General features: G+C 70.0%; 18 protein-coding genes. 10 read left to right on the top strand and 8 right to left on the bottom strand.

Annotation, left to right across the window (positions count from 1 at the left end; translation table 11 throughout):
* The first annotated feature begins 441 nt into the window (after positions 1–441).
* A complete protein-coding gene (locus ABTW72_RS02015) occupies positions 442–1,257 on the top strand; it encodes a SigB/SigF/SigG family RNA polymerase sigma factor (protein WP_350853032.1) in 816 nt (271 codons plus the stop codon).
* Positions 1,258–1,382: 125 nt separating this feature from the next.
* On the opposite strand, the gene ABTW72_RS02010 is transcribed toward ABTW72_RS02015, so the two are convergent.
* Positions 1,383–2,141 carry a GAF and ANTAR domain-containing protein gene (locus ABTW72_RS02010; protein ID WP_350853029.1) on the bottom strand — a complete coding sequence of 253 codons (759 nt, stop codon included), beginning with the start codon at positions 2,139–2,141 and terminating at the stop codon, positions 1,383–1,385.
* Positions 2,142–2,367: 226 nt separating this feature from the next.
* A complete protein-coding gene (locus tag ABTW72_RS02005) occupies positions 2,368–3,624 on the bottom strand; it encodes a PP2C family protein-serine/threonine phosphatase (protein WP_350853026.1) in 1,257 nt (418 codons plus the stop codon).
* Positions 3,625–3,818: 194 nt separating this feature from the next.
* Between ABTW72_RS02005 and ABTW72_RS02000 the strand changes: the two genes are divergently transcribed.
* From ABTW72_RS02000 to ABTW72_RS01975, 6 genes are all read left to right on the top strand, one after another.
* Positions 3,819–4,256 (top strand): ATP-binding protein, encoded by a 438-nt coding sequence (locus ABTW72_RS02000; protein ID WP_350853023.1) that lies wholly within the window; start codon positions 3,819–3,821, stop codon positions 4,254–4,256.
* Positions 4,257–4,352: 96 nt separating this feature from the next.
* Positions 4,353–5,114 (top strand): cyclase family protein, encoded by a 762-nt coding sequence (locus ABTW72_RS01995; protein ID WP_350853020.1) that lies wholly within the window; start codon positions 4,353–4,355, stop codon positions 5,112–5,114.
* A gap of 12 nt (positions 5,115–5,126) precedes the next feature.
* Positions 5,127–6,773: a thiamine pyrophosphate-binding protein gene (locus ABTW72_RS01990; RefSeq protein WP_350853017.1), complete on the top strand. Its 1,647-nt coding sequence runs from the start codon at positions 5,127–5,129 to the stop codon at positions 6,771–6,773.
* A gap of 112 nt (positions 6,774–6,885) precedes the next feature.
* Positions 6,886–7,269 carry a VOC family protein gene (locus tag ABTW72_RS01985; RefSeq protein WP_350853014.1) on the top strand — a complete coding sequence of 128 codons (384 nt, stop codon included), beginning with the start codon at positions 6,886–6,888 and terminating at the stop codon, positions 7,267–7,269.
* 320 nt (positions 7,270–7,589) lie between these two features.
* Positions 7,590–7,772: a ribonuclease gene (locus ABTW72_RS01980; RefSeq protein ID WP_112622821.1), complete on the top strand. Its 183-nt coding sequence runs from the start codon at positions 7,590–7,592 to the stop codon at positions 7,770–7,772.
* Positions 7,773–7,841: 69 nt separating this feature from the next.
* On the top strand, positions 7,842–8,078 hold the full coding sequence (locus ABTW72_RS01975) for a hypothetical protein (protein WP_350853011.1): 237 nt from the start codon (positions 7,842–7,844) through the stop codon (positions 8,076–8,078).
* A gap of 73 nt (positions 8,079–8,151) precedes the next feature.
* Here the strand turns inward: ABTW72_RS01975 and ABTW72_RS01970 are convergent, their stop codons facing one another.
* From ABTW72_RS01970 to ABTW72_RS01955, 4 genes are all read right to left on the bottom strand, one after another.
* Positions 8,152–8,559: a four-helix bundle copper-binding protein gene (locus ABTW72_RS01970; protein ID WP_350853008.1), complete on the bottom strand. Its 408-nt coding sequence runs from the start codon at positions 8,557–8,559 to the stop codon at positions 8,152–8,154.
* A 125-nt stretch (positions 8,560–8,684) separates the two neighbouring features.
* A complete protein-coding gene (locus ABTW72_RS01965; RefSeq protein ID WP_350853005.1) occupies positions 8,685–9,143 on the bottom strand; it encodes a hypothetical protein in 459 nt (152 codons plus the stop codon).
* Positions 9,144–9,146: 3 nt separating this feature from the next.
* The gene (locus ABTW72_RS01960) at positions 9,147–11,582 is read right to left on the bottom strand and encodes a molybdopterin oxidoreductase family protein (RefSeq protein WP_350853002.1); all 2,436 of its coding nucleotides are present in this window, start codon (positions 11,580–11,582) and stop codon (positions 9,147–9,149) included.
* An 87-nt stretch (positions 11,583–11,669) separates the two neighbouring features.
* Positions 11,670–13,469, bottom strand: coding sequence for a thiamine pyrophosphate-requiring protein (locus ABTW72_RS01955; protein WP_350853000.1), 1,800 nt, complete (start codon positions 13,467–13,469; stop codon positions 11,670–11,672).
* Positions 13,470–13,728: 259 nt separating this feature from the next.
* On the opposite strand from ABTW72_RS01955, the gene ABTW72_RS01950 reads away from it, so the two are divergent.
* The 3 genes from ABTW72_RS01950 to ABTW72_RS01940 all read left to right on the top strand — a co-directional run bounded on the left by ABTW72_RS01950 (position 13,729) and on the right by ABTW72_RS01940 (position 16,381).
* Positions 13,729–14,145, top strand: a complete 417-nt coding sequence (locus ABTW72_RS01950; protein WP_350852997.1) for an STAS domain-containing protein — start codon at positions 13,729–13,731, stop codon at positions 14,143–14,145.
* Positions 14,146–14,294: 149 nt separating this feature from the next.
* Complete coding sequence (locus tag ABTW72_RS01945) at positions 14,295–15,125, top strand: alpha/beta fold hydrolase (RefSeq protein WP_350852994.1); 831 nt, start codon at positions 14,295–14,297, stop codon at positions 15,123–15,125.
* A complete protein-coding gene (locus ABTW72_RS01940) occupies positions 15,122–16,381 on the top strand; it encodes a PP2C family protein-serine/threonine phosphatase (protein WP_350852991.1) in 1,260 nt (419 codons plus the stop codon). Before ABTW72_RS01945 ends, ABTW72_RS01940 begins: the two co-directional genes overlap by 4 nt.
* A gap of 79 nt (positions 16,382–16,460) precedes the next feature.
* Here ABTW72_RS01940 and ABTW72_RS01935 read toward each other — a convergent pair whose 3' ends face one another.
* Together ABTW72_RS01935 and ABTW72_RS01930 are read right to left on the bottom strand one after the other, a co-directional pair.
* Positions 16,461–17,798, bottom strand: coding sequence for a ricin-type beta-trefoil lectin domain protein (locus ABTW72_RS01935; protein WP_350852988.1), 1,338 nt, complete (start codon positions 17,796–17,798; stop codon positions 16,461–16,463).
* Between the two features lie 68 nt (positions 17,799–17,866).
* Complete coding sequence (locus ABTW72_RS01930; RefSeq protein WP_350852985.1) at positions 17,867–19,216, bottom strand: RICIN domain-containing protein; 1,350 nt, start codon at positions 19,214–19,216, stop codon at positions 17,867–17,869.
* Positions 19,217–19,409: the final 193 nt, after the last annotated feature.

Genomic DNA, 19,409 nt, shown 5'->3' with positions numbered 1-19,409 from the left:
TCCCGGAGCAGAGGGCTGGCGGATGTGTCGCCCCGGGTCCGTCCGAAGCGCCGCGAAAATTGGTACCCCTGTCCTTTGCCGACAAACCGGAGCTGGGTTGAGCCGCGACTCAGCCTGCCGGGATGGCATGGCACCCACCGCAGCCCGCGTGCTGGCGCCGCGGTTTGGTGCCGGCGCCAGGCGGCCGGCGCGGTCCACTGGCAGAACTTCACCGACCGTTCTAGGCTTTCCTCTGGGTCAAGCCACGTGCCCGACACGATCCCGAGTCTCGGGAGGTCCGCACGTGACCGACGATCCAGCACCCGCAGCGGCCGTGAAGGCCCACCTGATGTCCATTGATACTGGTTTGCGGACGGCTGGCGACCCGCTCCGGTCTGGGCACGATGCGGCCTCCCCACTCGGGAGTCGCGACGACGCTCACACCGGACAGCGGAGGAACCCATGACCATCACTTCGACGGGTCGGCCCGCACAGACGAACAGCCTGGCTGACCGCGGCACCACTCCTGAGTCGGCGGCCAGCCACCTGCTCGCCGTGATGGTCTCGCTGCCGACCGGCCATCCGTCCAGGCCCGCCGCCCGCGCCCGGGCCATCGAGGCATGGCTTCCGTTGGCCCATCACCTCGCCCGGCGCTACAACGGCCGCGGCGAGCCGAACGAGGATCTGACCCAGACGGCGGCACTGGGGCTGATCAACGCGATCGACAGGTTCGACCCGTCGCGGGGGATCGAATTCGTCAGCTTCGCGGTCCCCACCATCGTGGGGGAGATCAAGCGCCACTTCCGTGACCGCACCTGGGACGTCCGCGTTCCCCGGCGGCTGCAGGAGCGGTGGATGGCCATCGGCGAGGCCAACAACAGCCTCACCCAGATGCTGGGCCGTTCGCCGACTGTCGCCGACATCGCCCGACACCTCGACCTCACGGAGGAGGAGATCCTCGAAGGGCTGGAAGGCGCCCGCGCCTACAACGCGGTCTCCCTGTCCACCCCGTTCGGCGATGGCACCACCTCCAGGGAACTGGGCGACACTCTCGGCGGCGACGACAACGAACTCGCCCTCGCCGAGCTGAGGGTGGCTCTCACGTCGGCGCTGGCGATCCTTGACGACCGGGAACGGAGGGTCATCGCACTGCGCTTCCACGGCAACCTGACCCAGCAGGGCATCGCCGAGCAGATCGGAGTGTCACAGATGCACGTCTCCCGGCTGCTGACCCGTGCGCTGGCCAAGCTGAGGGTGCAGCTCACTGCCACCCGTTGACGGACGGGCCGGTGACCTGCGGCGGCCGGTGGATCCGGCCGCCGCAGGGGCGACGGGGCCCTCGCCGTACCACCGGAACGGCAGGGTGGCGATGAGGGTGTGATCTTGGCAGCTGGCCCAGCGCCCTAGGTCCCGGGTATGGGCCTGTCATCGTGGTGTCTCGTGGAGGTCGCTGTCTCGATGAGCGATCTTCCGGTCTCGGCCGCCTTGACCCGCAGGATCAGGTAGGCCTCCTCGGCCGTGCTGCTCCGCTGGTGCATGATCATGCCGAGGGCCTGCTGGATCACGGCACGCACGGCGAAGGCCTCGATGAGTCCGCTGACGAGTTCCTCGGTGCCCGGGTCCGACGACGGTGGATCCGAGGCTCCGGTCCGGGTGCGCTCCGGGTCGTACACCGTCCAGACCCGGTCGGCCAGCGGTGCCAACATGTTGGGATCATGGCCGTAGAGGTTGAGCGCGGCGACGGGCACGCCGGCCCCGGCGAACAGCGGGATGGACAGCGATGCCCGCAGACCCAGGGTCAGCGCCGCCTCGCGGAACCCAGGCCAGGCCACGGTCGCCGCGATGTCCGGCACGGCGACCGGCACACCGACGTCGAGCGCGTCCAGGCACGGCCCGGTCTGGTCGGCGTACTGGGCACTGTCGACAGCGAGTGCGATCTCGCTGCTCATGGCGACCGTTGTCGGCGCGCCGTCGCGCGTCCGGGTGACCGACGCATAGCTCACCGGGGCCACGAGGTCAGCGGTCAGCTGCACGATCCGCTGCAACAGATCATCGACCAACGAGACGTCGCTCGGGGTTTCGGCGAGACCGACCAGAGCATCCGCGAGCGCGCCGCGTACTTCCCGTCGGGATCCCGGCGGTGAATACGGTGGCTTCGCCATCGAGAAAGCTCCTTCGGTAGTCGTCGGTCCAGTGCCCCGACGAGGGCCGACTTACGCATCGTGCGAGCAGCCGGCCGAGCCCAGTGGTCCGCAGGAGTCGCCGAACCGTGTCATGAGCGCCCAGCACAGCCAGCCGACCCGATGCGCGCTTTCACGAGCACGTTGGCTCCGGCCGCGGTCCGGTTGCAGGCGTTGGCCGATCCGACAACGGCGCGATTGCCGTCGGTTACGGCAGTACATCCGAATCAGCCGCCCCAGCGGCTTGATCCGATGGTGGTTGGCGGCGGATGACCAGCAGGGCGATGTCGTCGTTGGGGTGCTCCTCCGCGCTGGTGGCCATGATGTGGTCGCACAACGCCTCGGCCGGCCCCGACTGCACGGCGCCGGCGAGGCGCTCGATGCCGTTGTCGATCAGTTCGTTGCGACGTTCGACCAGTCCGTCGGTGTAGAAGACGAGCGCAGCGCCCGGCGGTAGGTCCAGAACGGTGGTGCGGCGATTGGCCAATGGTCGGCCCACACCGAGTGGCCGGTCCACCGTCAGGTGAACGAGCTGGGTGGGATGGTCGGGGACAGCCAGCAGCGGTGGCAGATGGCCTGCGGAGGAGATGTGCACCGTTGCCCGGTCCGGCGCGATCAGGGCATAGACGGCGGTGGTGAGAGTGCCCGCTTCGAAGTGGTGGATCTTGCGGTCGAGGGAGGTCAGCGCCACGGCGGGATCGTCGGAATCGAGGGCGTAGGCGCGTAGCGCACTGCGGATTCGTCCCATGACGACGGCGGATGGCAGCCCGTGGCCGGAGACGTCGCCGATGACGGCGCCCAGCCAGCCCGAGGGCAACGTGAACACGTCGTACCAGTCGCCGCCGATGCCCAGGTCGTGGCCGGGAACATACCGGGCGGCCAGGTCCAGGCCGGGGATGTCGGGTAGCCGGCCTGGCAGCAGGCTGTGTTGAAGGGCCAGCGCTGCCTGCCGGTCGAGGACCTGCGCTCGAGCCTGACCTGCGAGGCTGGCACGATCGGCAACGAGCTGCAACAGCTTCACGTCTTCAGGGCCGAACCGCCGCAGGACCAGGGAGCCGACGTGCAGCACGCCGACGAGGTTGCCGTTGGCGAGCATCGGCACACCCAGCAGGGCACGTACGCCCGTGGCGAGCAGGATGGGATTGACCACATCGTCGGGCGTGACGTCATCGATCGTGACCGGCGCGCGTGTCGCCGCCACTCGTCCGGCGAAGCCGCGTCCGACCCGGATGCGGAACCCGCGGCGTACCTCCTCCTCCAGACCCTTGGCAGCTGTCGCGACGAGCTCGCCGGTGTGGTCGTCCAGCAGGAGGATGGTGGCGGTGTCGACCTTGAGCAGGTCCCGGACGCGTTCAAGTAGCTCGTCGAGCAACTCGGCGACGTTCAGCCCCGACAGGGCAGCATCGGTGATCGCCTCGATACGTCGCAGCCGCTCCTCGTTCGTCACCACCTCGGCATCAGCCACTCAGGCAGCTTAGACGCCGGCACGACGCCGTCGGCACGTCAGGAGCGAGATCAACAGTGTCGTGCCTCCGACGTGGGGTACCTTCCCATGTCACATTGATGCAATGGTCGACTGGTGAACCCGTTCCGGGAAGCTTTCCAGCCCGATGCCACCGGCAAGGTCGCCGGCTTCACGTCCGACAGGGAGGGGAATCAATGGTGAACCCGCCGCTCGACCGCCATGCCCTCACCGACAGGAAGCCCCTGCTCTCGGCGTCATTCACCCTCGCCGACCTCAACCGCGTCCGACACGAGGTCGAGGCCGTCAGCCGCCGGTGCGGCCTCGACCCCGACGAGATCGAGAACTGGGTCATCGCGGTCAACGAACTGATGATCAACGTGGTTCGGCACGGGGGCGGTAGGGGTGACCTACGCCTGCTCCTGGACCGCCGGCTCACCTGTGAAGTCACTGACCAGGGGTGTGGCTTCAACACCGCTCGCTACGTTCCGCCCACCGAGCGACCGCCCCTGTCCGACACGGGGGGAATGGGCCTGTGGGTGGTCGGGCAGACGGCCGACTACCTCCTCGTCGACAGCGGGCCCGCAGGCACCACCATCCACATCGCGGCACGCACCCGCGGCACTCTCGGATAACCGTCACCGACGCGGCCCTGGTTGGCCGATGGTGACGCGCCAAGTGGCATCGTTCGATGCCCCATCGTGGAGCATGAGCGGGTGTACCGTCGCCGCATGACGGTGCTGCAGGAGTTTGTCGCCGCTCTTTCCAGCGGCCGGATTCAGGTTGTCGACCTCACCGCTCCGCTCTCGGAGCAGACCCCGATCCTGGGTCTGCCCGAGCAGTTCGGCCAGACCTGGCCGTTCCAGCTCAGCGAGATCAGCCGGTACGACGACCGGGGTCCGGCCTGGTACTGGAACAACTTTTCCACCGGCGAGCACACCGGCACCCACTTCGACGCCCCGGTGCACTGGGTCACCGGTCAACAGGGCGCCGACGTGTCGCAGGTCCCGGTGAGTCAGCTGATCGCCCCGGCGGTGGTGATCGACCACGCCACCGACGCCGCCGACAACCCTGACTTCCTGCTGGAGATCGAGCACGTCAAGGCATGGGAGGCGGAACACGGCCCCCTGCCCACCGGGGGCTGGTTGCTCTACCGCACCGGGTGGGACGCGTACGGCGACGACCCGGAGCGGTACGCCAACGCCGGACGCACCCCGGGCATCTCCGTTGAGTGCGCCCGCTGGCTGGCCGAGGAGTCGCCGATCCAGGGCGTCGGGGTCGAGACGGTCGGGACCGACGCGGGGGCCGCGCACTCGTTCGACCCGCCGTTCCCGTGCCACTCGTTCCTGCTCGGCCAGGACAAGTACGGCCTGACCCAGCTCCGTAACCTGGCGCAGTTGCCGGCGACCGGCGCGGTGGTGATCGCCGGACCGCTGCCGATCGTCTCCGGGTCCGGCAGCCCGTGCCGGGTCCTCGCGCTTGTCGAACGGTAGACCGGACCACCGATGCGGGTAGCCGAGGTGGTCGGGCGGGTCCTGTACGGGCACGGCGCACGGCACGTCTTCGGGGTGGTCGGCAGTGGCAACTTCCATGTCACGAACGCGCTCGTCGCGGCCGGCGCCCGGTTCGTGGCGGCGGCCCACGAGGGCGGCGCGGCGAGCATGGCCGACGGGTACGCCCGCACCGCAGGGACGGTGGGACTGCTCTCGGTGCACCAGGGTCCGGGCGTCACCAACGCGCTGACCGGCCTCACCGAGGCGGCGAAGAGCCGTACCCCGATGGTTGTCCTGGCCCCGGAGGCGACCGCGCCGCGGTCGAACTTCTTCATCGACCTGCCGGCACTCGCCGCCGCGGTCGGGGCCGACTTCCACCGGGTACGCGCGACGCACGCGGCCGAGGACACGGGCGCGGCGTACCGGGCCGCCGCCCGGGGCGCGACGGTGGTGCTGGGCCTGCCGTTGGAGGTGCAGCAGACCGTGACCGAAGCGTGGTCCGGCCAGGTCCCGGCGGCCACGCCGACCCCGGTCACCGCCCCGCAGGTCGAGCCGTTGCTGGCCGCGCTCCAGGCCGCCCGTCGACCGGTCTTCATCGCCGGTCGGGGTGCCCGGGCGGCCCGGGCACCGCTGACCCGCCTCGCCGACGCCTGCGGCGCGCTGCTCGCGGTCTCGGCCGCCGCGAAGGGACTGTTCGCCGGGAACCCGTGGAACCTCGACGTCGCCGGCGGCTTCGCCACCCCGCTCACCGCCGAGCTGATCGGCACGGCGGATCTGGTCGTGGCGTGGGGCAGCACGCTGAACATGTGGACCACCCGGCACGGCGAACTGATCCCACCCTCCGCCGTCGTCGTCCAGGTGGACCACGACCCGGCCGCGTTCGGAGTGAACCGCCCTGTCGACCTGGCGGTGGCCGGCGAGGTGTCGGCCGTCGCCGAGGCGCTGCTCGCTCGGCTGGGCGTCGGCGCCACCGGGCCTGGGGACGCCACCACCGGCGGGTGGCGTACGCCGGAGCTGGCACAGCGGATCCGCGACCACGGCCGGTGGCGGTCGGTTCCGTACCAGGATGAGGGCGGCGGTGCCCCGGCGACGATCGACCCGAGGACGCTCTCGACCGCTCTGGACGACCTGTTGCCGGCCGCCCGGACGGTGGTGGTCGACTCGGGCAACTTCATGGGCTACCCGTCGATGTGGCTCGACGTGCCGGACGTGGCGGGGTTCTGTTTCACCCAGGCGTTCCAGTCGGTCGGGCTCGGCCTGGCCAGTGCGCTCGGCGCGGCGGTCGCCCGACCGGACCGGCTCACCGTCGCCGCAGTCGGCGACGGCGGCTTCGTCATGTCCGCGACCGAACTGGTCACCGCCGTCCGGCTGGCGCTACCCCTGCTCGTGGTGATCTACGACGACGCGGCGTACGGGGCCGAGGTGCACCACTTCGGCCCGGACGGGCACCCGTTGGAGACCGTCACCTTCCCCGAGACCGACCTGGCCGCGATCGCCCGTGGTTACGGCTGCGACGGATTGACCGTCCGGACCGTCGACGATCTTGGGCCGGTACGCCACTGGCTCGCCGGTCCCCGGACCCGGCCGCTGGTGATCGACGCCAAGGTCAGCGCCGCTCGCGGCTCCTGGTGGTTGGAGGAGGCGTTCCGTGGCCACTAGGCCACCCGCCGTACGGAGGGGGCGGGCCAGCCCGCGCGCGATCCCGGGCGTCAGCCGGGCAACCCGGGGTCAGGTCGATGACAGGGCGTGACAGCTGACGTACGTTGGCGCGGTGGCCACTCATTGGACCCTGGGATGCGACGCCGACGATCCCCAGCGGATCGCTGCCTTCTGGGCGTTGGCCCTCGGCTATGTCAAGGAACCCGGTTTCGACGAGCCCGACAACGCGTCCATCGTCGATCCGGACGGCCAGGGTCCTGCCATCAGCTTCCTCAAGGTCCCTGAGGGGAAGTCCGCCAAGAACCGTATGCACATCGACATCCGGGTGGCCGGTCCGGGCTCGGGGGACATGGCCGAGCACGCCCGGTTGATCCGGCAGAAGGTGCCCGACCTGGTTGCCGCCGGCGCGACGGTGGTCCGCGAGGAGTGGTACGGCGACGTCCTCGGGCACGTCGTCATGCTCGACCCAGAGGGCAACGAGTTCTGCGTCGCGTGATGCCATGATCAGCGCCGATGTCGAGGCTGCGAGGGCCGTCGCGGCGAAGGGACCCTGACCGGCCCCCACGAACGCCAATTGTCCAGGTCCGCCGCGTCTGTGCGGTACCGGTGGCGGGGCCCCGCAGGTGGCCGCCACCAACCGCACAGTGCGCGACGTCGCCTCGGCGTCGGTCGAGAACGCTTACCGCCCACAGAAATAGCAGACCGTTGAGGGTGCACCCGATACACGGAACCACCCTCCGGAAGGCCTGCGGGCTTCGAGCGATGGCAGCACCGGCGGGACCGTTTGCTGGTGGGCCCGGAGGGTAGGGGGAATCCATGACTACGCCTGAGCAGAGTCAGCAGGAGAGAGCCCTCGAAACTGGCGCGGTGTACCAGGACGCCGAGGGGCGTCGAACGACGGATCCCGGCTCCGGGGCCGCGAACGCCGACAGCGAGGCCGACCGCAACGCGGAGCACCTGAAGCGGGGCGAGGTCGGGCCGCGCGTCCCGGAGGAGTAGCGGGCCGGGGTGTGTGGGGACCACCTCGGGGTAGCGGTAGGGGTGAGCAAAACCCCCGAGGAGGATGAGATGACCGATCCCAGGTACGTACCGGTCGGACTGGCCGCCGGCGGGCGGCTGATCGACGACGACGGCGCGGACGCCGATCCCGCCGGGGAGATCGTCGGCGCGGACGACGCGAAGGCGGACGCCGCCCGGACCGGTGCCGACGTGGACCTGTCCCACGCGACCCGTGACGGCGACGGCACTCCGACCGGCGCGGCGGACGCCCAGGCCGACCGAGACAGAGCCGCCGGCGGCGAGTGACCCGACGAGGCGCCAGTTGGCACGCCCCGCCGCCTCTCGGCGGCGGGGCGGCCCGGGTCACGGTGCCGGTTGCTCAGCTCATGGTGGCCAACAGGTCCCGGCAGGCCCGCTCGCACGCCCGACACGCCTCGGCGCAGACCCGGCAGTGTTCGTGCTTGTCGGCGTGAGCGGCGCACTCGTCCCCACACGACTTGCAGGCGGTGGCGCACGCCTCCAGCAGACTGCGGCTGATGTTCGCGTCGTAGCCGGTGTGTCGGGACAGCACCCGAGCAGTGGTGGTGCAGATGTCGGCGCAGTCCAGGTCCGTACGGATGCACTTGGTCAGCTCGGCGACCATGTCCTCGCTCAGGCAGGCGTCCGCGCACGCGGTGCAGGCCTGGGCGCAGTCGTTGAGCGCGTCGATCGCCGCCGCCAGCTTCGCGCGGTCCAGGTTGATCGACTTGGGGTACGTCTCCAGCATTGCCATGGTGGTGTTCGGCATCAGGAATTCCTCTCTCAGGGTTCCTGGTGCCCTACCCGAAGAGTCCTGGGACACACCGGGTGGACGCCGGCGGCCCGACCGGAGAACCGGCGGACCGAAGCGGCCGCCTGCCCCGGTTGGCGTCGTCAGTCGGCGACGACTAGCGCCTGGGGCGCAGCGGCCTTCATCCGGGTACGCAGCCACTTGAGCTGGATCGCCGTTTCTCCCTCGCAGCGCCGTACGACCGCGAGCAGTTCCTTGTCGCGGGCACCGTAGGCGGCCTGGCCGACGACCGTCCAGGTGATGTCGCACTCGGCGGCCATCAGGTAGAGGTCCTGGAGGTCCCGCAGGAGGCCGATGCCGCCCGTGCGGGTGCCGGTGAACAGTTGCGAGTGCAACCGGTCGGGTTCGTCGGGGGCGTCCTCGGAGTAGCGGACCACGAACGGGTGCAGCTGTTCGGCGCGTGCGTCGCAGCGCTTCGCCTGCTGCTGGCAGAGGTGCTCGATGTCCGGTTCCTCGGCATGCGCGTCGGCGACCTGCCGGAACGCGTCGGCCAGGTTGACCTGCGCGCGGTGCAGGAGACCGAGGTAGTGGGCGAGGTGCACGGCTCACTCCTTCCCGCTGGTGGCCTCGGCTGCCGGCCCACCAACGGTGGGCGGCACGTCAGCGTCCGCTGGTGGTGCGCTGCCGCCGACGGTCGGCGCCGGCGAGGGTACGCCCCGCCCGTCGGCGAGTTTCGCCACGGCGACGGCGGCGACCTTGAAGAGGGGCTGCTTGGACACCGGATCCCAGGCGGTGATGGTCAGCTCGTTCGCCGCCCGGGGTGTCCGGTCGGCTGGGTCCTGGTCGAAGTGGCCGTAGTGGAACGGCAGGAAGACGACGCCCGGGCGGATGCCGCAGAGCCGGGCGCGGGCCTGGATGGAGCCGCGCGCCGAGGAGACACCGACCAGGTCACCTTCGACGATGCCGAACCGGGCCGCGTCGGCGGGGTTCAGCTCCACCCACACGTCCGGTGCCGCCTCGTTGAGTTGCGGGGCGCGCCCGGTCTTGGTGCGGGTGTGGAACTGGTAGACGGTGCGTCCGGTGGTAAGCAGCAGCGGATGCTCGTCGTCGGGCACCTCGGGTGAGGGTTGGTAGTCGACGGTGTGCAGGAACGCCCGTCCGGCCGGTTCCTTGGCCCGGTATTCCGCCTCGGTGAACTCCGCGCCGGTGGCCAGGTCGTGACCGTACGTCTCGCAGTAGTCGGGGTCGGTGTGGAAATGTCCGTCGGTGTAGAGGCGCTCCGTGCCGTCGGGACGCTCGTCCGTGCAGGGCCACTGGATGCCGGAGGCGCCGCGCAGCTTCTCGTAGGTGATGCCGGTGTAGTCACACGGCCGGCCCCGCGAACACTCCTTCCACGCCTCGAACGCCTCCTCCGGCCCGCTCCAGTCGATCAGCGGCTGGCCGTCGCGGTCGCGGAAGTCCATCCGGCGGGCGTAGTCGAGGAAGATGTCCAGGTCCGGGCGGGCCTCCCCGGGCGGGTCGACGGCCTTGTCGGAGATGTGCACGGTCCGGTCGACGCTGGTGAACGTGCCGGTCTTCTCGCCCCAGGTGGCGGCGGGCAGCACGACGTCGGCCAGCTCAGCGGTCTCGGTGAGGAAGAGGTCCTGGACCACCACGAACAGCTCCGGCCGGGTCAGGATCTGACGGATCCGGTGCAACTCCGGCAGCGAGACGGCCGGGTTGGTGGCGGATATCCAGAGCAGTTTGATCGAGCCCTGCTCGGCGTACCGGAAGATCTGCATGGCGTGCGTCGGCGGCGCCCAGTGCGGAATGGTGTCCACGTCCACGTTCCACAGCCGAGCCAACTCTTCGATGTGCTGCTCGTTGTCCCAGTTGCGCAGGCCGGGCAGGTCGCCGTCGGCGCCGGTCTCCCGGGTGTTCTGGGCGGTGGGCTGGCCGTTCATCTGGTAGATCCCGGCGCCGGGCCGGCCGATCATGCCGCGAACCAGGTGCAGGTTGTTGACGGCGCAGGCGGCGGCGGTGGCCTGGTTCGACTGGTAGAAGCCCTGCAACACCGTCGACAGCAACAGCTGCGAGGTGCCGAGCAGTTCGGCGGCGCGCTCCACATCGGCGGCCGGCACGTCGCAGATGTCGGCCACCCGCGACGGCGGGTAGCCGTCGACGATCCGGCACAGCTCCTCGAAACCCACTGTGTGCGCGTCGACGTAGTCGTGGTCGTACCAGCCGCGCCGGATGATCTCCCGGAGCAGGCCGTTCATCAGGGCCATGTTGGTGCCGTTACGCACCGCGAGGTGCACATCGGCCTCCCGGGCGACCGGGGTGGCGCGCGGGTCCACCGCCAGCATCGCCGGGGGGTTGGGGCCACGGCGTCGGTCCAGCATCCGCATCCACAGCACCGTCTGCGTCTCGGCGACGTTGTGACCCCACAGCGCGATCGCGTCGCAGTGGTCCACGTCGGTGTACGAGCCGGGCTGCCCGTCCGTGCCGAAGCTCGCCTTCATCGCCGCCGCCGCGGTGGCCGTGCACAACCGGGTGTTGCCGTCCATGTGCGGGGTGCCCAGACCGGCCTTACCGATCACACCAAGCGTGTAGTACTCCTCCAGGAACAGTTGCCCACTGGTGTAGAAGCCGAAGTGCCCCCACCCACCCGGCCCGTCGAGGAGCTCCCTCGACCGGGCCACGATCCGACCCATCGCCGTGTCCCAGTCCGTCTCGACCAGGCGGCCGCCGTCACGGACCAGCGGTCGGGTCAACCGGTCCGGGCTGTGGTTGGCCTGCCAGCCGTACAGGTCCTTCGGGTCGACCCGACCCCGGTTGATCCGGTCCACGGCCCGCCCGCGCACCCCGACGATCCGCCCGTCGGCGACCGCGATGTCCAGCGCGTCGCCGTTGGAGTGCAGCACCGACGCCGACTGCACCCACCGCTCCACGTCGGCATCGGTCCGGCCGTCGGCCAGGTACCGGTCCACCCGCACCGGCCACTGCTGCCCCGGCCCGTACGGGGTCCGCTCACCCCACGGGTCGGCGATCCGGTCCACCACGATGTCCTCCTTCCGGTGACGGCGCGGGCACCGCCCACAGCGGCATCGGCCGGCCCGACACCCGTCCGTACCGCCAGTCGACGACCGCTATCGGCACTGCGGGTCGTCGAAGCCTTCGGTGGCCCGTTCGCGGCGCAGGTGCGCCAGCGCCCGCCGGCCCAGGTCGGTGTCCTCCCGACCGAGCGCCTCGTACATGGTGGCGACCTTCTCGTAGGGCTGCGCGGGCGGAAGCAGCGGGATCGCCGGGTCCACGATCGCTTCGATCAGCGTAGGCCGGTCCGCCGACAGGGCCTCGTCCCAGGCGGTGTCGACCTCGGTCGGGGTGGTGACCCGTACGCCGCGCAGACCCAGCAACTCGGCCCACCGGGCGTACGGCGCGTCGGGCAGGCGTTGGGAGTCGACGAAACGGGGATCGCCCTCCATCTCCCGCTGCTCCCAGCTCACCTCGGCCAGGTCGCGGTTGTGCAGCACCAGCACCACGAACCGGGGGTCCGCCCAGTCCCGCCAGCGGTGCGCGACGGTGAGCAACTCGGCCAGCCCGTTCATCTGCATCGCCCCGTCCCCGGCCAGCGCCACCACCGGTCGGTGCGGTGTCGCGAGCTTGGCGGCCAGCCCGTACGGCAGCGCCGAACCCATCGAGGCCAGGGTGCTGGACAGGTGCGCGTCCACACCGACGGGCAACCGCAGGTGTCGGGCGTACCAGTAGGTCACCGACCCGACATCCACCGCCACCTGCGCGTCCGCGGGTAGCCGATCGGTGAGGGCGTGCAGGACGTACTGTGGGTTCACCGGCTCTGCGGTGGCCGTCGCACGCTGTCGGGCGATGTCCCGCCAGCGGGTCACCTCGCCCTCGACGCGCTGGCGCCAACTGCGGTCGGACCGCGCGGTGAGCAGCGGCAGCAGCGCCCGGATGGTCTCGGCGGCGTCGCCGAGCAGCGGCACCTCCACGGGGTAGCGCATCCCCAGCCGCCGACCGTCGATGTCGATCTGCACCGCCCGGGCCTGCCCCGGTGCCGGGTAGAACTCCGACCAGGGATCGTTGCTGCCGACGATCAGCAGGGTGTCGCACTCGTTCATCAGCATGCTGCTGGCGGTGCTGCCCAGGTGGCCCATCACGCCGGTGTGAAAGGGCAGCGACTCGTCCAGCACCGGCTTGCCCAGCAGCGACGCCGTCACGCCGGCGCCGAGGGCCTCGGCCAGCTCGACCACCTCGCCGGCGGCGGCCCGGGCACCCTGCCCCACCAGGATCGCCACCCGTTCCCCGGCATCGAGCAGGTCTGCGGCCGCCCGCAGATCACCGGCGCGGGGCCGCAGCTCGGGCACCGGCAAGCCGGGATTGGTCACCATGATCCCGTGCTCCTGCGCGCCGAGGTCCGGGGCCGGGGCGGTCTGCACGTCGTGCGGCAGGATCACACAGGTCGGGCTGCGGGTCGCCAGGGCGGTGCGGATCGCCCGGTCGAGCAGCATCGGCAGCTGCTCCGGGGTGTACGCGGTCTGCACGAACTGTGCGCACACGTCGCCGTAGAGACGTACCAGGTCGATCTCCTGCTGGTAGCCGCTGCCCAGCACGGACGTCACCTGCTGGCCGACCAGGGCGAGCACCGGCTGGGAGTCCAGCCGGGCGTCGTAGAGGCCGTTGAGCAGATGTACCGCGCCCGGTCCCTGGGTCGACAGGCACACCCCCAGCCCGCCGGTGTACTTGGCGTGCCCGCAGGCCATGAACGCCGCCGTCTCCTCGTGCCGGGCCTGCACGAACTCCGGCCGACCGGCCCGACGCAGGGCCCCCATCACCCCATCGATACCGTCCCCGGAGTAGCCGAAGACCCGGTCCACGCCCCAGTCGGCCAACCGAGCCACCACCAGGTCCGCCACCGTCGCGTCCGCCACCGTCGCCTCCTTGCCTCGACCGCCTTCCAGCATGTGGCCCTACCCCCAGGCCGACGGACCGAACCGGACAGGCAGCACCTCTTCGAGGATCCTCACGGTCACTGCCGGGATCGAGATCTGCCACCGCTCTCGAATGGTGTCAAGGGCGAACGTCGTGGGTAGGGTGGTTCGCGGGTCAAGACATGCGCCCAGGTCCGCCGCCCGCGTCTCGTCGCCGCGGGAGGGTCCGACTCACCGATGCACCAGATCGGGAGGCGCCATGTCGATCCTCGAACAACCCACCCGGCAGCCGGCTCAACCCACTCGGAGCCACGCTCAGCCCACTCGCCGGCACGCTCAGCCCGCCAAAGCGATCATGACGCTCGACCTGCACAATGATCGGCATGCGCCGGTGATCGCCGTTTCCGGCGAGGTGGACATGAGCACCGCCCATCTCATCAGCGAGCTGGCCGAACACGTGATCACCCGACGGCCCGCACGTCTGGTGCTCGATCTCTCCGGGGTGACCTTCTTCAGCGCCCACGGCATCAGCGCCCTCCTGCGAACACAGCGTGCGGCCGAGTCCGCCGAGGTCGCGCTGGCCCTGCGCGCCGCAGCTCCGTGTGTCACGTATCTGCTGTCCGTGACCAGCACCGGGATAGATCTGGACATCCCGGTGATCAACGCGAGTAGGTGATCCCATTTCGATTGGCAGCGCCTTCGGGGGAGTAGCCCTGCAAGAGAGGTGCGGGCGCCGCGTTGGGTGCGGCTCCCCTCCGCGTCCTCGGCGTTGGCGGCACGTGGTGCGACGACGTTCGCCCAGGTGAACCAACATTTGGTACGGGGATGCGGGTGATGGAAGATGGGCGAATGCGTGTGCGGAATCGCAACAACGTGATGGTGACCGGCCGTGCGGGCGGCCCTACCGTTGTGCTCGCGCACGGCTTCGGCTGCGATCAGCACATGTGGCGTCATGTGGCCGCCGAAATCGGACGATGGGCCCAGCTGGTGTTGTTTGATCATGTCGGATCAGGCCAGGCTGACCCGGCGGCCTGGGACGCTGACCGGTACGCCTCACTGGACGGCTACGCCGACGACGTGCTGAGTATCTGCCAGGACCTCGACCTCCAGCAGCCGATCTTCGTGGGGCATTCGGTCAGTTCGAGCATCGGGGTCCTCGCGGCGAACCGCGAGCCGGACCGCTTCTCGGCGCTTGTCCTGGTCACCCCCTCACCGTGCTACGTCGATGACGAGAACTACCGAGGCGGCTTCACTCGGGAAGACATCGACGACCTGCTCGCTTCACTCGAGAGCAACTACCTCGGCTGGTCGTCGAGCATGGCACCTTTGATCATGGGCAATCCGGAACGCCCGGAGCTGGGTGAAGAGCTGACGGCGAGCTTCTGCCGGACGGATCCCGCGATGGCGCAGGTGTTCGCCCGTGCGACGTTCCTGTCCGACAATCGGGCGGATCTCGCCGCGGTGAGAGTTCCCACGTTGATCCTGCAATGTGCGCAGGACGCCATCGCGCCGCCCGAAGTCGGCGCGTTCGTGCATGCACAGATCGCCGGAAGTCGGCTCGTCACCTTGGACGCGACCGGGCATTGCCCGCAGTTGAGCGCGCCGCAGGCCACGGCCGCGGCGATCACGTCGTTTGTCAGGGCCGCCTACCGATGACCGCCACCGCGGGGCATGAGCCGCACGGCCAAGGTCCAGGCGATCACAGGAGTGCCCGGCCGAGTGAGGCCGGGTTCCCCGCCCTGCTGGAAGACAACCTCGAAGACCTGTACGAGAACGCGCCCTGCGGCTACCTGTCCACCCTCCTGGACGGCACCATCGCCAAAATCAACGGCACCCTGCTGGCCTGGCTCGGCTACCGCCGGGAGGAACTCGTCGGACGGCGCCGCTTCAGCGATCTCCTCACCGGTGGCGGGCGGATCTACCATGAGACCCACTTCGCTCCGATGCTGGCCATGCAGGGCGAGATCGGTGGCGTGTCCCTCGAACTTCGCACCAGGGACGGCTCCCGGATGCCGGTCCTCGTCACGTCGATCGTCAAGGTCGGCAGTGAGGGGCAACCCCAACTCATCCGGACGGCGATCTTCGACGCCAAGATGCGCCGTGCCTACGAACGAGAGCTCCTCGATGCCCGCAAGGCCGCAGAGCGCGAGGACGAACGGCTACGGCATCTCGTCGGCAAGCTACAGCGCAGTCTTCTCCCCGCCGTGCTGCAGACTCCGCCCGGGCTGGACAGCGCCGCGTACTACCGGGCGGCCTCCACCGACCAGGTCGGCGGCGACTTCTACGACCTCTTCCCCCTCGTCGACGGCCGCTGGGGGTTCTTCCTGGGCGACGTCAGCGGCAAGGGCGTCGAAGCGGCTGCCGTCACCGCCCTGGCCCGCTACACGTTGCGGGCCGCAACCGTGTACGACCCCGACCCCGCTGCCGCGCTGCACAACCTCAACACAGTGCTCTGGCAGGAGTACCGCGAGGACGCCCGCTACTGCACAGTCGTGTTCGGCATCCTCACCTCCACGACGGCCGTCGGCGGCTTCACCGCGATCATCGCCAGTGGTGGGCACCCGGAGCCACTGCTGCTGCGGGCCGATGGCTCGATCCACTACCACCCCACGAAGGGCCGCATCGTGGGGGCCTTCCCGCACTCCCGGTACACCAACACCACAGTGGTGGTGAACCCTGGCGACACGTTGCTCCTCTACAGCGACGGACTCACCGAGGCACGTCCCGTCGGCAGTGAGACCGCCGACGGCCGGTACGGAGCGGCAGCCCTCGCCCGATTTGCCCGCTCTCTCGCGCCCGCGCCCGCAGCCGCCGCCGTCGCCGCCATCATCGACTTACTCGATACCTTCGGCACCGGACTCACCGACGACACCGCTGTCCTGGCCATCGGCGCACCACCCCACCGACACTGACCGCACGGTGGTGGCTCCCACCGCCAGACGCACGCGCCGCCCGGGAAACGACCCGAGCGGCGCGTTGCCCGGTGGGGTTCTAGGCGCGCCTGGCCCACTGCTGGTTGGCACCACCGTGGCAGGCCCAGAGGTGAAGCTGCGTCCCATTGGCCGTGCCGGATGCGACGGCGTCGAGGCACAGCCCCGACTGGGCGCCGGTGATGGTGCCGTTGGAGTTCACGTTCCACTGTTGGTTGGCCTGGCCGTTGCAGTCCCAGATGAGGACCGCGGTGCCGTTGCTGCTGCCCGCCCCACTGGCGTCCAGGCACTTGTTGCCATAGACGGTCAGGGTGCGGTTGGCGGTGTGGGTCCAGCGCTGGTTGGTGCCACCGTGACAGTCCCACAGCTGCGGGCGGGTGCCGTTGGTGGTGCTGGAGTTGGGGATGTCGATGCACCGGCCGGACTGGCTCCCCGCGATCAGCACGTTCTGCTGGCCGGGCGGCGGGGTCGTCGGCGGGGGAGTGGTGGGCGGCACGTCCGACCCGAACTGGGTGAAGAACCGCCACACCTCCTGCTTGACCCAGCTCCGCGCGCCGCTCTCACAGCCGGCGCACCCGTCCACCGGACCCTGCTGGTGGCCGCCGTCGAACGCGGCCCAGAGCACCGGGTATCCGGGCTGGCAGGAGTACGCGGTGGTGATGTGGGTCAGGCTGCCGGCCCTCGGCTCGGGCGGGCTCTGTGCGGCGCAGCCGTTGTTGCGGACGAACCTGTCGCGCAGCGACCGTCCGCTGGGGATGTTGTCGTTGATGCCGTGGATGCCCAGGTAGGCCACGGGCTGGGTGCCGCCGCTGCATCCGCTGATCGCCCCCGGTGCCGCGATCGCCGCGACCGCACGGAACACCGTCGGCCGGGAACACGCCAACGAGTAGCTCATCGCGCCGCCGTAGCTGAACCCGACCGAGAAACGTTGGGTGGTGTCGACGCAGAGAGCGTTGTCGATCACGCGGATCATGTCGTCGGTGAAGGTGACGTCCTCACCGTTGGAGTTGCCCCAGCCGTTGTTGAGGCCCTGCGGGGCGACGAAGATGGTGCTGTTGTTCGCCTGCGACTGCATGCCGTAGTAGGCCCACGCGGCTCCGTCGGTTCCGCCGGACGCGACCTGGCTGGCGGTGCCGCCCAGCCAGTGGAACCCGAAGGCCAGCCGGTGGGCGTAGGTGTTGTTGTAGTTGTCCGGCAGCCGAAGGATGAAGCTGCGGCTCTTCCCACTGCTCTGGATGGTGTGGGTGCCGCTGTTCAGTCCGGGCGCCTTGCCGCAGCCGGCAGTGGTGGCCGCGGCCGCCGGTGCGACGGTCGTGAGGACGTACGTTCCGACGGCGATCAGGACCAGCACCGCCATGGCTGCCCCCAGCCAGGGGGCGGAGAGTTTGCGAAGTGGCACGGCCGAGTCTCCTTGTGGGTGGTTGGACATCCGTGGGGCCGGTCCCCTCTCCGGGAACCTCGTCGGGCTCAACTCCGGCTCCAGCGTTGGTTGGCGGCGCCGGTGCAGTCCCAGATCTGGACGCGCGTGCCGTTGGCCGTGCCGTTGCCGACCATGTCCAGGCACCGGCCCGAACCAACTCCGGTGATCGAGCCGTCGGCGTTGAGCCGCCACTTCTGGTTGGACTGACCGTTGCAGTCCCAGATGATCACCGAGCTGCCGTTCGCGGTGCCGGCGCCGTTGACGTCGAGGCACTTGCCGCCGAAGACGCGCAGCTCCTGGGCGGCGGTCGAGGTCCAGCTCTGGTTGCTCTGACCGTGACAGTCCCAGATGATCGCCGCCGCGCCGTTGGTCTGCGAGGCGCCGTTGACGTCGAGGCACCGTCCGGAGGACGTGCTGCGCAGGGCCGACGTGCCGCTCGGTGGCGGGGTGGTCGGTGGCGGCGTCGTGGGGTCGGTGCCACCGAACTGGGTGAAGAACCTCCACACCTCGCCCTTGGTCCAGGTTCTGGCTCCGCTGTCCCCGCCGCCGTCCACCGGGCCGGGCGTGTGCCCGCCGTCGAAGGCGGCCCAGACCACCGGATAGCCGGACCGACAACCGGAGTAGGTGGTGGTGATGTGGGTCAGGCTGCCCGCCCTCGGCTCGGGTGGGCTCTGTGCGGTGCACCCGTTGTTCCGCACGAACGTGTCGCGCAGGGACCGTCCGGCGGAGACGTTGAGCACGGCGTCTCCGATGCCATGGATCCCCATGTACGCGACCGGCTGGGTGCCGCCGCTGCATCCACTGAGCTGCCCACCGGAGTAGACCGCGACAGCGCGGAAGACGCCTGGCCGGGAACAGGCCAGCGAGTAGCTCATGCCGCCGCCGTAGCTGAACCCGAGCGCGAAGCGTTGCGTGGTCTCGACGCAGAGGTCCGCCTCGATCACCCTGATCATGTCGTCGACGAAGGTGACGTCCTGGCCGCCGGGGTTGGCCCAGCCGTTGCCGTTGCCCTGGGGGGCGACGAAGATGGTGCTGTTGTTCGCCTGCTGCCGCAGCCCGTAGTAGGACCAGGCCGCCCCGTCGGACCCACCGCCGTCGACGTCGTTGGCGGTGCCACCGTTCCAGTGGAATCCGAAGATCAGTCGGTAGGCGTGGTTCCTGTCGTAGTTGTCAGGAATCCTCAGGATGAAACTGCGGTTCTGACCGCTGCTCTGGATGGACCGTTGGCCACTGGTCAACGTGGGCGCCTTGCCGCACCCGGCGGTCGCTGCGGCCGCTCCGATGTTCGCGGCCGACGCGGTGGTGATCGAACCACCGGCCAGTGCCCCCGCGCTCACGGTCAGGACGACGGCCGCCGCCGTCGCAAGCAGTCCAAGGATGGGTCTACGTCTTGTCATGAAGGGGCTCCCGCCACTCGGCACGAACTGGTTGAAGGGGTCCACGGCAATCCGCACGCCGCCACGACGCGCCGCTGCGGGTCACTCCGGTCGACCACGTTCGCCGCGGACGAACCTCAGAAGACGCGATGTGCCGACGGCGCCCGGCCGGCTCATCGACACAGGTTTCCGCCACTGGTCTCGCTGCCCACGC

This window comes from Micromonospora sp. NPDC127501, assembly GCF_040302185.1.
Taxonomy (GTDB): domain Bacteria; phylum Actinomycetota; class Actinomycetes; order Mycobacteriales; family Micromonosporaceae; genus Micromonospora.
Note: the sequence above shows the minus strand (reverse complement) of the source record. Positions and strands in the feature narration are given on the sequence as shown.